This window comes from Arachidicoccus rhizosphaerae, from assembly GCF_900107765.1.
Classification (GTDB): domain Bacteria; phylum Bacteroidota; class Bacteroidia; order Chitinophagales; family Chitinophagaceae; genus Arachidicoccus; species Arachidicoccus rhizosphaerae.
The window spans coordinates 29,660-44,842 of record NZ_FNQY01000031.1; the positions used below are offsets into that span (position 1 = coordinate 29,660).

Consider the following 15,183-nt stretch of genomic DNA (forward strand, 5'->3'; position numbering starts at 1 on the left):
AGTGGGTTAACCAGCTCCGGAAAGAGCGCTAAAGAAATGGCAAAGACACTTAAAGGCAAAGGATTCATGATGAGCGTACTCAGAAATGGGGTGTACGCTCCTATCTGTGTTGCCAGGAACGTAAATATTGAGTTAGACGGGGATATCAACGAAGCCTCCAAACCGGAAGGGAGCACTATGCGCACCTACTTCTACGGGTGGAACAGCTATAAAATAACCGTTGATGGTCTGGTCTCTATCGATCCTACACAGTTCACGCAGTCTGAATTAGAGGATCTGAAGCTACAAAGACAGGTGCTGAGCTTCAAATGCGAGGACAGCGGCAACCCGGGCGTTATCTATTCCGGCGACCTGCTTATTGAGAGCATATCTAAAAGTACTACTTACAACGATATGCAGCAGTTCACCATGAACTGCCAGGGGTCAGGAGATCTCTATAAGTCCGGAACGGTCCAGAATACCAATTTTGTCCGCAATGTGCAGTTTACCCAGACAGGAGACAGTACAGGGACTATCACCTTTGAGCCGGTGGGAGATGCAACACAGTGGGCTTATAGGGTCAACGGCGGCGCTTTGCAAACCACCACGAGTACCACCATATCATTAACCGGGATTAACTCTATCCGCAATAATATCCTTATCACTCCAGATAACGGCAACGGGACCTCTTACGATTTCGTTATGGCGGGCATCTGTTATTCAGCGGTTACGAGCCTGACTGTTCAGCAATTAGACGGATCAACCCTGCTTGCCAGCTGGGTGGCCACCAGTTCAGCCACCATGTTTAAATGGGAAGCGGGTGACCAGAGCGGAACCGTAGCGGCTACCTCTATCGTTATCCCTAACCTCAGTGGGGCAGTTACAGTAAAAATCACTCCGCTGTGCTCTAATAACGTATTTGGCGTTTCTATGAGCAAGTCTTTTACACTGGTTGATACCTGCAACTCTGCCATCACCTCCACCACCTATACGCAGGGTGTTGATACCGCTGATATTCATTTTGTCAGTTCAGGAACAGCAGCAAGCTTTGAATACCAGGTAAACGGGGGTTCATGGGTGAGCACTACCGATCACGACTTTACCTTAACAGGTCTGGTGCAGCTGGAGAGCTATACGGTAGTGATCCGGCCTAAATGCGCTAATGGCATTTACGGCCAAAGCGCATCCTTAGCCTTTACAGCCTCAGGGTCATTGCTCAAAAGCCAAGATTGGGATTTCACCTTTGCTAAGAACAATTGTACAGGGGCAAATTCTTTAGGTACATCAGGAACTTATAACGTTCCGGAGGGTGCTTATAACCTTACGCAGTCCACTATCAAGACTATCGGGGATGATATGGCAACAATTGAGTTTCCTGCGTTTATTACCAGCATTGACCGGACCGGCTTAACCTTTGGGTTAACTCCGGATAATACAGGCACTCAGTATGCCATCGATGATGCTCAGACGGACCTTAATAATAAAACGGCGTTTCTGGCATGGGCGGTGGCTAAAGATGCAGATGTTAACGGACAAAATTATGTCAATGGGTCGCAGACTTGTAAGTATGTGCCGCTTACAGCAAAATGCTACCCAATAGTAGTGTCAGCTTCAAATTCCGCCAGTAATCAGGCGGCAGTTGAAATAAGCGCCCCATTGACTTATAACGATACTGAAATTGATTCACTGTTTAACGGCTTGGTTACGATGCCAACCCTGACCCTTACAATAACATTCAATTTCACCACGCCATCCGGCGGAACGGCTCACCTCAATGGTAGCTACAACATAGGTATTGCGTCCGATCATAAAGGATATGGAGGTACTTATTATATGGCCATACCTGATGGCTCCACGGTAAACAGTGCCAGCATTTCGCAGGTGCAATTTGGGGCTATTAATACAACCTGGAAAACGCCTAATACAAACATTCAGTGTACTGCTGTAGAAAACTCAATTTAAAACCAAACCAATGGCAGAGACCAGAAATATAAACAAAGAGCGTTGGATATGGGGCATACTCATTACGGGCATCTCTACCGTTTTTGGTGCGCTGCTGAAGAGTAACGCTAACTACACCGCTTCACTTGAAAGAACGGTGAAGCAAAGGGATGCCACTATCACAGCAAAGGATAGTTCTTGCGCACAGGATAAGCGCAGCATGGCTTCCTATTACGAGGGTGTGATAAAAAACAAAGACAGCACAATCCTGGCATTAAAGGATGATAAATACAGGTCGGTACTAGACCTGCTTAACGTGAAAAAAGTAAATGGCAAAATTAAAATTGAACAGTAATGAAAACAATTAAAGTAGCAGCCTTGGTAATGGTCTTTTCTTTCGCCTTATTGGTGGATGGCTGCAAAACGCATAAGATGGCGGAAGTAACGAAATCAGCTGACATAGCAGTAAAGGTGGATTCCGTTTATAACAAACAGGATTCCGTTGTAAAGGATTCTACGGCCACAAAAAGCGAAGTCAAGCAGCAAAGCAAGGTAGTAGAGGAATATTCAGAGACGACTATTACAATCAAAGCGCCAGCGGTAAATAATTTCAACGTGCCAGTAGATTTGAATTTAGATTCAACTTCTACGCTAGACACTCTGAAATACTCAAACCCTAAAAATCCTAAATACGGCATGACCATTTACACAGGCAAGGAGGGCAAGGCGGTGGCAGAGATTGAGACCCCACAGGGCAAAAAGTCTTTTCCAAACTTCTCCTCTATAACCATGAGCTCTAAGAAGTGGAAAAAGACGACCACGGGCAAGATTGATTCAGCCGGGCAGCAGGTCATAACCAAGATATTAAAAAACTCTGTTGATTCCGGGCGTTTGTCCGTTGATTCGACCCGTAAGGAGCAAAGCCATGCAATTACGCAGAAAGACAGTAAGCCGTCATTTTGGGGCCTATTGGCGGCTTTTTGGTGGATTCCGTTAACTCTTGCAGCGGTCGGGCTGGTTTTATGGAAGTGGCCGAGTATTATAAACATTTTTAAAAAGTAGTAAATGACAAAGAATTATTACCCGGAACTCCCAGTAGTGGACTACCATAAGACGAGCATTGAAATGGGAGTCGCCATTGCAGCATTAAAGGCATTTGACGTATCCAGACAGGTTAAAATAGCAGCTTATTGTATTTTCCGGATTGAGAGCGGTAACGGAAAATATGGCGTTAATAATAATTATATCGGAGCCCAGGCGGACAATAACCGCTGGCCTGATTCTCTCAATCAGTATATCATAGGAACCGCCGTAAAGAAAGAGAATATGACCGGCAAAGAAAGGCGTTTTCTAGCCTTTAAAGACGTGTCCGGCTCCTTTGCCTTTCTTATTGACCGGATTCTCAGCAGGGGTTTATACGTGGGCGGCCACTGCAATGTAATTGCGGACATGGATATCAACGATGCGCAGGATTGGGCGGTCGCTTATGAAAAATCGTGGGTATACGGTTCTAAAACGGCAAAAATCCCTGACAGCGAACTGCGGAATATTTTGTCGATTTATAAGGCGGGGGAAAGGGTATTTTAATTGTGGCGAATTCGCCTTAATTAGAGGGGATGTCGTGATTACCGACACCCTCTAGATTACCTGATATGCCCTTTCATGTAGCCATCAATTTTTTGTTCAAATAGTAATTGCCGGGACATTAAATCGTACAACTTCTCTTTTCCGAGTCTCACTAGCTCAAAAGGATCTGTAAACTTAATATCGCTTTGCTTAATATTCCTATTCCCGTTTAAATAATGCATCTTAAATTCTGCTGCTGTAAAATGCTTGTTTCCTAACGTTACCAATTTTCTAGTAGAGAACGCCTGCTCAAAAATCCAATTAACATCATCTTCTGTCATAAATTCAGCCATTACCAATTATTTTAGCAAATAAAGCCAGTTTTATGAGAATAGACAAATATTTTTTTTGCCAATTGGTAACAGCCTGATTTATATTAAAAAGCCCCTCAATTACGAAGGGTTTTTCCGTTATAGAAATCCCCATGTCTGGCTTAATCTCTTTTCCTGCCCGTAATAATACACCACACTACAATAACTAAAAAGGATGCAGTACAAAGAACGCCTATTGTTGAAAATATCATCTGTTATTCTTTATTTCATTAATAATCATTGACGTGCAGCATAGTATCAAAAGACAAATGCAGCACCCAATTTTGTTTATTTCGCTAGCATGGCCAAAGAACAGTTTGGCCATGATAACTATTGTCGATAGGAATATAATTAGCTTATTCATCTTACCGCCCTCCTTTATATCTTCCAGTCGCTGTTCTAGCTCCCTGATTTTAGCTTCTTTGGCATCGGCTAGGCGTTTCCATGTTTCCGCATCTGCTTGGCCAGCTGTAATGCCTGCTAAATGCTCTAGGTCGGCATATTCAAACATGGCGGCTTCTACCTTAGTGAAGGTTACGGGGCCTAGTTGTGGGCTCCCTAAGTGTTTTTTGAGTATTTGTTGTGCTGTCATTTGATTCATTTGCTGCTTTTTATTGGTTATTTACTATAAATCCCATTCGCCGTTAATCTTTACAATACGGCTCCTGTCTACTGGTATCAGTTTGCCGGTGTCCTCATCTCTGAAATTTTCCACCCAGTTGACCCTGCCTACCATGCGCTTTTTGTTAATTGCCGTCCTCCTCCGGTCATTATTGGGATATTCCTTGTAATGCTCCTCCATTTCAGTATACCACTGTGTTTCATCAGAGGTCATTAAAGCGGCTTTGAGAAGTTCCAGATTTTCTGCCTGCAGATCCGCAATTCGCTTGTTGTTGTCGGCTATCTGGTCATTGAATTCTTTACGTGTTGTACTCATTCTATTGCTGGTTATCGTTGCCAGTGCGGTTTATTAATTACTGCTTATTATCTTGTATTTATAGACGTTGGCTGCAATTACATCATTGTAGTCATTATTGATATACAGCTCTGGTATTACCTTATCCCCATTCCAACCGTGATTACTATTATTTAATTTTGGGAATGATGAGGACGGAACTGCAATAGTGTCCTTCGTGTCGTTAATGTACGTTACCTCAATACGGTACGTTCGTTTTTTACTGCATGATGCAATCAATACGATCATTGCAATTATGAGTAGTTTTTTCATTTATTTGGTTTTGTGGGGGCCGAAGCCCCCGGGTGATTAATCTTTCCAGGTAATTGCCTTTACAGCCCACATTTGAGCGGTCTGGGCTTCCGTAATAGCTACTGAACACATTCTTTTTACGTCCGGGCTGTCGCTGGCATTACGTACGTTGTTGATCTGATCTATTGCATCAGCAAAAGTTTGCTTGATCAAATCAACTGCATTGTCATTGGAAGGGTTAAAACTCAAACCAACTTGTTTTTGTCCAAATGATTGTTCCATATTCATAAATGCCTATTGTACGTTAGGCAACGGTTAATTTTATTTGTGGCTTTTGCCGGTGATTAATTCATTAATTCGTGCTGTCTATACTCTTCATTACCATAAAATCCTAAACAGTATGAGTCCCAATCATCCCATGATAAGTCGCCTAGATGGAATCCATTTTCTTTATATTCCTGACATCTGTTGTACCAATCACGATAAGTGTCTCCTGATTTTTTCGGCGGATAACCATGCGTATATCCTTTCCCTGAAAAAGTTTCGCCTTCTACGGATCCATCAGGGAGTATTTTTTTCTGATTTGCCATTTTATTGCTTTGTAGCTTTCGCCGGGTGATTAATTTGCTAATAATTTAGTTGCACCCATTGTCAATGCGCCTGAAATATCTTCCTGACTTAAAAGGTTGATCATAAAAACAGAGGCTTTTTGAATTTGTTCCTTTATCTGAGTAAGTGTATTTAATGCTTCCTGGCTGAACTCAATTATTTGTTCCCCACTGTTTTCTGACGTGCTTTTATGTGTGATATAGCCGTCACATTCCTTTTGCCAATCCCTATCCGGATAATCATATTCATTAGTAGGTAAAGCTTCGTGCAGGTAAACCCTGCCGTCAATAGTTTCTTCTATCAACACCCTAAAACCAAATGCAAAATGCGCCCTTTTATGATCATAGAATCCGCCTATTTCAAACTTGTTTCCGTACGGTAATGTTTCTTTTATAAATTCTCCCTCTGGATGTTTTGCAAATTCCCCGCTCACACCGAATGAAATCCCTATTTTTAGTTTCATTGACGTATTTGCTTTTAGGTAATCAGAAAAAGCTTTGCTGATTATATCTTCCAATTCTTGTAATGAGTTGGCGGTTAATCGACTGTCTAATCCTAATTTTTCGGCCATTAGATATGATAGATTAGTACTGAATACACCTTGTGAGTTACAATTGAATGCAACGGTTATTTCTTGACCATCGAGTACGTACTTTTCTGTTTTGATCTTTGCCATTTTATTACGCTGTTTTGAGTGCGGATCTCTCCGCTGAGTTATCAATTATTTTCTTAAGCCTAGGCAGGCCTTTTTTAACGAGCTTCAGGATCCGGTCGTGATACTCTGTGGCACGGTTGAACTTGCCACGGGCCTGCAATATTTCGAATGACCTCAGGCTGAGTTCAATTGTCTCTACCGGTTCGCCTTCTATACGGGCGCTCATGATGAGTGAATTCTGTTTGGTAAAATAGCTGTTGGTAAATACGCAGTGATGCAGGACTTTAGCCTCCTGCTCAAATTCGGGTATCGTCTCCAGCACTTTGACCGTGATCTCTTCATCACCCACAGCGAATCCAATAAAAGGCTGGATTCTTTCCATAAATGCCTTGGCCGCCTCCTGATCCGCTCTTATCCGATCGGCCTCTCTCATTGCATTGATTCTGGCTCTTTCCGCTTCGTTAATACGGCTCCTTTTAGCTACCAACTGATCATGCACCCTTTTCAGGTCTTTAGGGCAGACATACTTAGGATTTCGCAGGTCCTTCCCAAAGCCGTCCAGTAAGGTCAGATAATCAAACCATGTCCTTGCGTCTTTCACCGTGTATTTATTCCGGAGGCAAATTTTTATTGATGGCCAGTATCTGTAAATACGCCCCATCGATTCCTCGCAATGAGACAGCAGCCACCACTGTTTAGCTTTGATCAACGTCTCTGCCTTAGGCTCGCTGCCTATAATCCGGATTGCTTCCTCCATATCCAAGCCACCCAGCTCATGCGTAATGCCTATTTTCCTGTATTCAGGTTTGATGCAGGAGTCCGGATGATACTTGCAGGGATAGATGCGATACTTATTATACGCGTAGCCACGACTCACGTCTTTTCGGATCTCCCAGTCACCTATCCAGCTGTCACAGAAAAAGGAGGTATTATGCAACCTGCCGATCTTGGTCGTCTTGCCTGTATCGTCAATCCAATATTCCAGGATTCTAGTGTGAGAGATATAAGCAGGTTGTCCTTTTTTATGACTGGAGATAATCTCAAAATTAGCCACCACCTGAAACCCGCTAAACAGATAGGCAATAGCGTAATATTCAACCTGTTTAAGGGTTGTTTTTCTATTGTAAAAGACTTTGAGCTTTTGATCGCAATGGGGACAGGTTGCTCGCCGGCGGCTGATCAGTTCCAGTCCGAATGTCTCACCGCAATCCAAACAGAAGCAGCTTGTTTTGTTGGCATACCCTACGTGCCTGAGGCAGTTTTGCTCCGCCCACTGTTCCTGCTTTGCAGTGATTTCAGGCAGCATATTGCTAAGCCTTACCACCTCTAGTTCCAGTTTTGTTCTTGCTTTCATTGTGTGCGATTGATGGTTTAGAATAGGGATTGCTGTATTGGCTGCTCGGCCACTGACTTGCTGCGCTTCTTTTTAAGGCTGTCCAGTTGTTTTTGGTAGACGTCCTGCATAGCCTTCTCTTTAGCGGATTCGATCTCGGCCTGGGTGAGCTTGACTTTTACCGGGGCTTTTGGCGCTGTCTTGTCCTTAGTTTTACCCTCCAAATGATGATTAATGACTACAGTGCCGCTAACCGGCTTCCCGGGCTTAATATCATCCTCATCATAATAATGTATGGCCATTCCGTAGATCTCTGCATCATCAAAACCGTTGTATCCGCTGGCTTTGACTGTATTCAGGATGTAATTAACACAGTCATCCATGTTCTTACCCTCCTTAGCGAAGGCTACTGCGAATGCCGGATCGCTGTTTGCTTTTTCCTTCAGGTAATTGAAAATAACCTGTTTAAATTCCACTGTTGCTTTCATTGTATTGTGTTTTAATCAATTATAAATCGTAAATTCTTCAAGTGTTGCATAAGCGCCGGAACGCCTCTTTCTTTCTCGTATTCCCGCTTCCCCCGTGGGGTGTACTCGGACTTAATGCTCTCTATCCAAGTCCAATAATTGCGTTCTATCTGCCCGATCTTGCCTGAAATGCGCCGCTCTTCAGCTATCAGATATGATTTTTTAGGCTTTACTTCAAGTAAGAGCAAAACGTCTTTCAGGTAAGCCAGTTCTTTACGGATCTGATTTTTACGTTTCCGGGGGGGGCATTCTGCCATTTCAGAAGCCAGCCCCGCCATTAGCTTTTTGATTTGTTTTATTGACTTCATTGTATTGTGGGTTTTTGCGCCTCCAGCTTACGCTATCAGCCGTTCTTTAATTTGAGTAATTACTTCCGTAGTTCTTTCATCCCCTGCGCTGAGCAGTCTCTTGGCGGTATTTCTGTTGTGGATAACAGAGGTATGATCCATCCCGAACATCTGAGCCAGCGCAACAAAAGTTGTGCTCTGGTATTTCCACGCCAGGTAAAAGATAGCTCGGCGGATCTCCACGATCGTACCTTTTCTGGTTCTCGCCCGGATCTTGTCAAAAGACATCCCCGTCACTTCCTCAGCTGCACGAATGATGTCATCAATGCTTACCTGCTGAGGCTGGTACATGATTCTCTTGCTGGCCTCGTCGGCGGCGGCAACCTCTTTACGAGCGCTCTGGCAGCTCTCCCATCCAGGCAGCAGATAGACCCCGCTGCACTTGTTGAAAAAGGGGATAAGGAAACGGGATTCTTCCTCCGCACTGTTAAGACCTTCCTCATCCACCTCATTAAACTTCAGAATTTCTTCCAGCGGGTTGATGGCCACCCACCCCATTTTCCGGATCTGCATCTCAGCTTCTGAGAACACGTTCCTTGGCGTGCCTTTACGCTTACCGATGATGTATATTAGTTCCATGGTTTACCTCCTGATTATTTAGTGAGTACAGGTGCAATCAGCGCCTTGAACTCTTCCAGTGAACGAATAATGATGTAATTATGTCCCCTCTCCTGCACTTTGGCCTGCCACTCTTTTTGCGCTGCCTCCTGCGAGCCAGTGGGCGTTTTGAGTTCGATAAACAGAATGCGACCCTGTGGCAGCACTAGCACCAGGTCAGACACCCCCTTTACCACGCCCATGGCTTTAAACTTGTTACCCTCAATTGCGTTGCGGGCTTTATTATTCACATGAAACAGCATTCCTCTATGTTCCGGATAGGTGTTCCAGAACCACTGTGTAATGTCGGCTTGGAGACGGGATTCTGTTTGCTCGTTGCCAATCAGATTACTGGCCGGGGAGAACTGTCCGCTGGCTGTGGGCTTCGGCCCCTTATTTGAGTTTGGAACTGGCCACCATGCAGTTGAGGGATTATTGATAGTATTCATTTCTGCTATTATTATCTGGGTTAAAAAATATTTGTTGCTGTACGGGCTGTTTGGGCTTCGCCGGTTCGTAGGGAGGGAAAGGGGGCGGTTCGGTGGATGTTGTTGAACTTAGTATTGAGATTTCCTGTACCATCCAGACGCGCTGAGCGGCCCCTGCTTTCCATACTACACGCTGTTCAAATCCTAGTCGCTTTAACTCCATACCGATTCGTTTAACAGTGAGCCTAGTAACCCCAAACCTTCCTCTTATTTTTGATTCAATCTCGCTTGCTGGCATTTCTACTGGCCCGTTCTCAAACATGAGTTGTATTAGCTCCCTTTCATTCGAAACCGCTTCAAATTGGGCGATATGTTTATTTAGGTATGCTTTATCCTCCTTGCTGAGTACTTTCCAGTCAAAACCGGATTTCCACAGGTGATACGCTTCCATAAATACATCTGTCTTATCTACATCATTGAATATATTGTGATTAATTCCTGTTAATAGAATTGGTATCTTACGCCTGTTTCCTGTTGGGTCATCAATAACGTCGTCCTCATTTGAAGAGCCACACAAAACGGCTAAGCGTCGTAAATCCCTATGCACCATGCCGTATGGTTCACGGATGCTAAATATCCTCTGACTTGTTAATGTCTTAAACCTCTTACTATCCTTTTTACTTTTACCGCCCATTTCATCATCCAGGATAATTAACTTTTTAGTCATTAGGATTTCACCGTCCTTAGCTTCATCCAAATTGCTTTGCGCAAAATAGCTGGTAAGCCCTTCAGGTAATAAGTGGTTAAACCAATATGTTTTTCCTGTTCCGTGCTCGCCACCCACTAATATTAAATCCAGGTCGCTAGGCTGGTCAAATATTGCCGATATGATAGACACGATCCACTTTGTACCGAAGTATTGCAGGTATTCCGGGTCCGGTGTCTCAATACTGCTGAGTAGTTTTTTTATATGGCCGCCGTCTTTGCCTCTTTCAATATTCTGAGTAACGAACTCTTTAAATGGGTTGTAATCGGCAACAAAATCAGACCCTATTAAACGCTTCAAAGTATCAAAACTGGTCTTGCCAAGTACTTTGTTTGCTTTAATCCAAATGCTATTCAACTCCTTTTCCTCAATCTTGAAACCGCCATCCTCCACCATCCTGGTGATCTCATTGCGCCTCAGGTCATAATTCTGCCTCAGCCACAATTCCAGTTGCTCAATAGGCCCGTCCTCATTCAGCTGGATATTGTTATCCATAACGGATTGTGCAATCTGCTGTACATCGTCTCCCTGGATGCCTTCAAACTGTGCCAGGTTCTTAGCTACCTGCTGGGCGTTTAATCCGCCTTTCTTACCCTGGGATGCTGAGTAAGCAATTGTCTTTGTCCTTTGGCTGTAGACCTCAATTCCTGCCTGTTTGCAGTAGTAGTAAAAAGTGGCGATCGTTGCTTTTCTGCCTGCACCGTGCGCTTTTAAACAGTTGTCATACTGCTTTTCACAGGTCCTTTCATTGAACTTGTAACTATACTGGCTCACATGGCGGAAATAGTTGCGGCCACCCTCGCCGAACTGATCAGCGAAAGCAAAGCCTATCCGGAGCCATTCTTCGTATCCGTCACACAGGCTTATGCCTCTGCGGTCGATCTCCTTTAAAATCTCCTCAAAATCGTTATGAGCATAGATGACTTTGTCCAGCTTCTTAGGTTCCCGGGTTTTAGGGTACTTAGTCCATTTGAGGGCCGTTTCATTGCGGAATAGCGCCGGGTCAAAGGAGACGAAGCGGAGGCGGCTTACATCGCTGCCACTGGCATCCACGATAACGTTGTACGTGTTGTACATATAATCGCTGATACCCATAAAACTCTCCTTGTGCTTGCCGGGTGTTATCTTGAACAGCAGACAGAGGCCACGGCCGGAAATAGAGGCAAAGGAGGCATAAACGTGCGGATCTTTCTCAACCATGGCACGGACGGCGTTCAGCTCGCCCGGACCTTCCAGCCCGTCAATGTCAATAGCTATAAATCCGCTGTGCTTTACCAGAGCATTTGAAGCCCGGCGTTCAAACTGCCCGGATATAGTAACCGCCGGCGCTGTTCTCTTTTTCAGGTCTGCCCGCTGCTCTTTCGTGGGAAGCACTCTGATGGGCGACACAATATCCTGCCAGTAGCCGTCCTGCACCTTATCCAGGAACATATCCAGAGGAATGGTCTCTTTTTCTGCCACTTCTTTTGCCAGTGAGTAAATTGATATATTTGGGGTCTGCATTATTTGGGTCTCGTGTTAATATTGTGTGTTGTGGTGCTGCGCTTTCTTGTGCTTGGTTTAAAGTGCTCTCAGTGCCTGTAACGGCTGGATACTTGGCTGCCATGGCTGCGGCTTGGCAGGCTCAGGCAGGATAACGGGCGGCGGTGGTGGCGGAGCTGGCAAAGGAGCTGTAAATGCTTGCACCTCCTGCCCTTCCGGCTTCCACTTTTTAAAACGGTCTTGCAATTCCTTCCACAGCGTTTCTTTTGCCCGGTCCTGATGCCAGCGGTTCCAGTTCTTGCCTACCTGTTCGCACCAAACCTTGCCTTTCTCTTCGTACTGGCTGAGGATATACGCTGCAATTTCCTCGGTCATTTTAGGTACGGTCTGCTTAGCAGCAGCGGCCAGCTGGCGGCCAATGTCAAAGAAGGTGTAATATTCCTTACGCTCGCTGTTTTCCTGCATGAGGGTTTCAATATCCAGTCCTTTTGTGACCACTACAAAATCCCCTAGCTCCTCTTCAATCTCCTGTTCTCTGCTTGGAAATTCGAAGCCACAGTATTTGCAGCTCCTGGCAGTGGCTGCTAGGATTGCGTCACAGCTGGGGCATGACTTGCAAGGGGCAGCGCCCTGTTTGTCCTTTTTCTTAGGCGGATTATGAAAGATATTCTCCCAATCCCTATCATCTGACCAGTCACCTAAAACGGCTGCATTGCCGCCCATGTCAATAATGGTAAAGATTGCTTTGCTGGCGTGTAACCGACCGCCCCTGCCTGTGCACTGTAACCAGGTGATATTACTTTTCGTGGAACGGTTCATTATTACCGTCTGAATGCTTGGAATATCCGTCCCGGTGGTGGCAATACCAACATTGTTCAGGATCGCTCCGGGTGTACTCTCAAACCATTTCAGGATATTGGTGCGCTCGGTGGTGCTCATATCGCCGTCAACATGTTTGGCTTCATAACCTGCCAGCCTGAAAGCGTTGTTAACCTGTATGGAATGATCTACGGTACAATTAAATACGATCGCTTTCGTACCCGGTGCGTACTTTTCGTAAGCCTTAACGGTATTGTTAACGTACTTTGGAGCGCTGAACTTGATACCCATTAAGCCCTCGTCAAAATCACCGCCTTTCGTGGCCAGCTCCGCCCTGTTTACGGTTTCTTCCGGTGCCCTGGTGATGTTCTGGCAGAGCTTGCCTCTGCGGATCAACTCCTCAATCTGGACAGTTGTGATGATATCCTGATAATAATCCTTTAAAGGCTTTTTCTTGTTGGCACTATACGGAGTTGCAGTAAAGCCTAAAATATACGGAGGATTGGGCAGCGCTTCCAGTGGCTTATGAACTTTAAAAAAATTTGCAAGGTGCGCCTCGTCTATTATAACCAATCCCAGGCTAGTGGGAATCTTATCTACTTTTTTGTATGTGCTCTCGATCATGCCTACATAAACCTGTGCGGGCGGTATGTGCTTCATACCTGAGATGATCGGCTGAGCCTTAATTTTATACAGGTCGTATAAAGTCCTGCGTGTCTGTCTCAGCAACTCGATACGATGTACTAATATTAAAATGCTGGATGTGTTCTTGGTTAGCCACCGATTGCAGACAGAGGAAAACATAACGGTCTTGCCTGAGCCGGTTGGGGCCTGAGCTAACAGTTTTTTGATGCCGGACGCAAACTTTGTAGCGGCCTCGTTATTCAGTTTCTCTTGATAATCGTAAAGTGTAATCATTTCTAAACTCCTTTTCTTTATTCTCTGTGCTATGCGTTTGTTGTGCGCTGTGTCGTGTGGTGTTTTCAAAAAGTGCCGCTTTTAACCAGAGCGGCTAACTGGGTTACCAACTCGTTTAGGCTAGAACGGGAGATCATCATTTACTGCTGGCGCCGCTGGCCCGTAACCTGGGGCCGCCGGTCCCGTGGCCAGGCTTCCCTGAGGCGCATAACCTTGCGGGGCGTACTGAGCCGCGGGGGCTGCCTGAGTTGCCGGGCTAAACCCTCCTGGCGCCGGTGCTGCCTGCGCTGGCTGCTGTGGGTAATACTGCTGTGCGGCCTGTGGATTCTGGGGGGCTGCATAACCTTGTGGGGCTGCCTGTACTGGCGGCTGACCAAAGGGAGTTGTTGCAACTGGGGCAGACTGGGGAGCGTACTGCTGTGTCGGTGTATTCTGTTTCATATTGCCGATGTAGGTCCGCTTAATCTGCTGCTCTCTTTCTTCCTTGGATTGGCCGATACTGATACTGGCAGAGTTGCCGTACTGGTCTACCTGGTCATTAATCCAGAGGTTAACGGGCACGTAGTGCTTGCCGTTTTTCTGGCCGGTTACGAACGGGTGAGGGAGCGCAGACAGGTTTATCCATGCGCTGCCGTCCTGACCACGTTGAATTAAGTTTCCGAATACATCTTCAAGGCAGATGCTACCATATAAGAATTGTGACATTTTAAAGCCCGGATACCGTTGCCGGGTGCGGTTGATAAAGTTTTATTTTTGAATTACGTAGATTGTTGAAAATTGACGGCCTGCCTTATGCGCTGCCTTAACTGCTTTTCTGCATAATCTCAGATTTCCTTTCGGTATCCCGTCAATTACTAAGCACCCTACTTTTTTTGTTGTATAAGGCAAACGGCCGGTACTTGCCATTATAAACTTATTTAGCTTAGTGCCAGGCGGTGGGCTGCTTATAACGTGTGTGCAACCTTCTCCCTTAAGATCTAAGCTCATTCGTTGCAGCATTAGACTTTTACCCTCTCCCTGTTTTCCTTTGATTACTATTTCCATTGTTTGACAATTTGCGCCTTAGCTCAGGCCGGTTTATAAATTAAAAAATGCTTTAAATGCGTTTGCGCCATACTCCCCCTTGGTAAGCTTTACCATGCACCGGATCGTAAACGCTTGCGGCTGGATCTTTCTAGAGACAATGAAATTCTTAGTACCAGCAGAACAGGCCCCGGTGATCACCCGATACATTTCTATGCACTTTTCGTAAGGGAATTTTTTATCCACATCCAACCCCTTGTACTCCGACTTGTCACGGTTAGAGATTTTAAATACCAGATCCTCTCTTGCTTCTTTGATAGTCTCCCCGTGAGCGTACTTTCCTTTGCCATCAGATACTAAATAGTACCTGTTGTTTTTGCCCAGGTCTTTTAACTCCCAGATATTGCCCTTTTTACTGATAACCTCTGAGAACCTGCCGTCACAATAGATGTAATCACCTTTGCCTTTGCCCCATTTAATGAATGGTTCAGGGATATTCACTGGCATATTTTCATGCTCAGACTTTTTCCAACCTTCGGGCTTTATACAATTTGGCCTCAGGTCGAGGGAACCGCCCACTGTTGGATTGAAGCCCTCAGGGATGCTGGTAAGAGA

Annotated in this window: 20 protein-coding genes; 4 read left to right on the forward strand and 16 right to left on the reverse strand. The window is 45.2% G+C overall.

Going from position 1 to position 15,183, the window contains the following annotated elements:
* The first annotated feature begins 36 nt into the window (after positions 1-36).
* Genes BLU80_RS17515 through BLU80_RS17530 form a run of 4 tightly spaced genes read left to right on the forward strand, consistent with a single transcriptional unit; the run spans position 37 to position 3,507 of the window.
* Positions 37-1,941, forward strand: coding sequence for a hypothetical protein (locus BLU80_RS17515; protein ID WP_139188195.1), 1,905 nt, complete (start codon positions 37-39; stop codon positions 1,939-1,941).
* Positions 1,942-1,951: 10 nt separating this feature from the next.
* Positions 1,952-2,275 (forward strand): hypothetical protein, encoded by a 324-nt coding sequence (locus BLU80_RS17520; protein WP_091401037.1) that lies wholly within the window; start codon positions 1,952-1,954, stop codon positions 2,273-2,275.
* Positions 2,275-2,982 (forward strand): hypothetical protein, encoded by a 708-nt coding sequence (locus tag BLU80_RS17525; protein ID WP_091401039.1) that lies wholly within the window; start codon positions 2,275-2,277, stop codon positions 2,980-2,982. Before BLU80_RS17520 ends, BLU80_RS17525 begins: the two co-directional genes overlap by 1 nt.
* 3 nt (positions 2,983-2,985) lie before the next feature.
* Positions 2,986-3,507 carry a hypothetical protein gene (locus BLU80_RS17530; protein WP_091401041.1) on the forward strand — a complete coding sequence of 174 codons (522 nt, stop codon included), beginning with the start codon at positions 2,986-2,988 and terminating at the stop codon, positions 3,505-3,507.
* Positions 3,508-3,563: 56 nt separating this feature from the next.
* On the opposite strand, the gene BLU80_RS17535 is transcribed toward BLU80_RS17530, so the two are convergent.
* The 16 genes from BLU80_RS17535 to BLU80_RS19600 form a co-directional block, all read right to left on the reverse strand.
* Entirely contained in the window at positions 3,564-3,839 is a 276-nt protein-coding gene (locus BLU80_RS17535) for a hypothetical protein (RefSeq protein ID WP_091401043.1), read from the reverse strand.
* A 226-nt stretch (positions 3,840-4,065) separates the two neighbouring features.
* Entirely contained in the window at positions 4,066-4,458 is a 393-nt protein-coding gene (locus BLU80_RS17540) for a hypothetical protein (protein ID WP_091401045.1), read from the reverse strand.
* Between the two features lie 24 nt (positions 4,459-4,482).
* Positions 4,483-4,794, reverse strand: coding sequence for a hypothetical protein (locus BLU80_RS17545; RefSeq protein ID WP_091401047.1), 312 nt, complete (start codon positions 4,792-4,794; stop codon positions 4,483-4,485).
* 327 nt (positions 4,795-5,121) lie between these two features.
* Positions 5,122-5,352 (reverse strand): Acb2/Tad1 domain-containing protein, encoded by a 231-nt coding sequence (locus tag BLU80_RS17555; protein ID WP_091401051.1) that lies wholly within the window; start codon positions 5,350-5,352, stop codon positions 5,122-5,124.
* A gap of 56 nt (positions 5,353-5,408) precedes the next feature.
* Positions 5,409-5,654 carry a hypothetical protein gene (locus BLU80_RS17560; RefSeq protein WP_091401053.1) on the reverse strand — a complete coding sequence of 82 codons (246 nt, stop codon included), beginning with the start codon at positions 5,652-5,654 and terminating at the stop codon, positions 5,409-5,411.
* A 29-nt stretch (positions 5,655-5,683) separates the two neighbouring features.
* A complete protein-coding gene (locus BLU80_RS17565) occupies positions 5,684-6,349 on the reverse strand; it encodes a hypothetical protein (RefSeq protein WP_091401055.1) in 666 nt (221 codons plus the stop codon).
* Positions 6,350-6,353: 4 nt separating this feature from the next.
* Entirely contained in the window at positions 6,354-7,682 is a 1,329-nt protein-coding gene (locus BLU80_RS17570) for a PcfJ domain-containing protein (protein WP_091401057.1), read from the reverse strand.
* Between the two features lie 17 nt (positions 7,683-7,699).
* On the reverse strand, positions 7,700-8,149 hold the full coding sequence (locus tag BLU80_RS17575; RefSeq protein ID WP_091401059.1) for a PcfK-like family protein: 450 nt from the start codon (positions 8,147-8,149) through the stop codon (positions 7,700-7,702).
* Positions 8,150-8,160: 11 nt separating this feature from the next.
* On the reverse strand, positions 8,161-8,496 hold the full coding sequence (locus BLU80_RS17580; RefSeq protein WP_091401061.1) for a hypothetical protein: 336 nt from the start codon (positions 8,494-8,496) through the stop codon (positions 8,161-8,163).
* Between the two features lie 27 nt (positions 8,497-8,523).
* Positions 8,524-9,114, reverse strand: a complete 591-nt coding sequence (locus tag BLU80_RS17585; RefSeq protein ID WP_091401062.1) for a helix-turn-helix domain-containing protein — start codon at positions 9,112-9,114, stop codon at positions 8,524-8,526.
* Positions 9,115-9,128: 14 nt separating this feature from the next.
* Positions 9,129-9,581, reverse strand: a complete 453-nt coding sequence (locus BLU80_RS17590) for a VRR-NUC domain-containing protein (protein ID WP_091401064.1) — start codon at positions 9,579-9,581, stop codon at positions 9,129-9,131.
* Positions 9,565-11,829 carry a VapE domain-containing protein gene (locus BLU80_RS17595; RefSeq protein ID WP_091401066.1) on the reverse strand — a complete coding sequence of 755 codons (2,265 nt, stop codon included), beginning with the start codon at positions 11,827-11,829 and terminating at the stop codon, positions 9,565-9,567. The genes BLU80_RS17590 and BLU80_RS17595 overlap by 17 nt, the downstream gene beginning before the upstream one ends.
* 57 nt (positions 11,830-11,886) lie before the next feature.
* A complete protein-coding gene (locus tag BLU80_RS17600) occupies positions 11,887-13,545 on the reverse strand; it encodes a DEAD/DEAH box helicase (RefSeq protein WP_091401068.1) in 1,659 nt (552 codons plus the stop codon).
* Positions 13,546-13,665: 120 nt separating this feature from the next.
* Complete coding sequence (locus BLU80_RS17605; protein WP_091401070.1) at positions 13,666-14,250, reverse strand: hypothetical protein; 585 nt, start codon at positions 14,248-14,250, stop codon at positions 13,666-13,668.
* A gap of 42 nt (positions 14,251-14,292) precedes the next feature.
* Complete coding sequence (locus tag BLU80_RS17610) at positions 14,293-14,589, reverse strand: hypothetical protein (RefSeq protein ID WP_091401073.1); 297 nt, start codon at positions 14,587-14,589, stop codon at positions 14,293-14,295.
* Between the two features lie 33 nt (positions 14,590-14,622).
* The coding region (locus BLU80_RS19600; protein WP_170831281.1) for a hypothetical protein at positions 14,623-15,183 on the reverse strand (561 nt) is incomplete at its 5' end.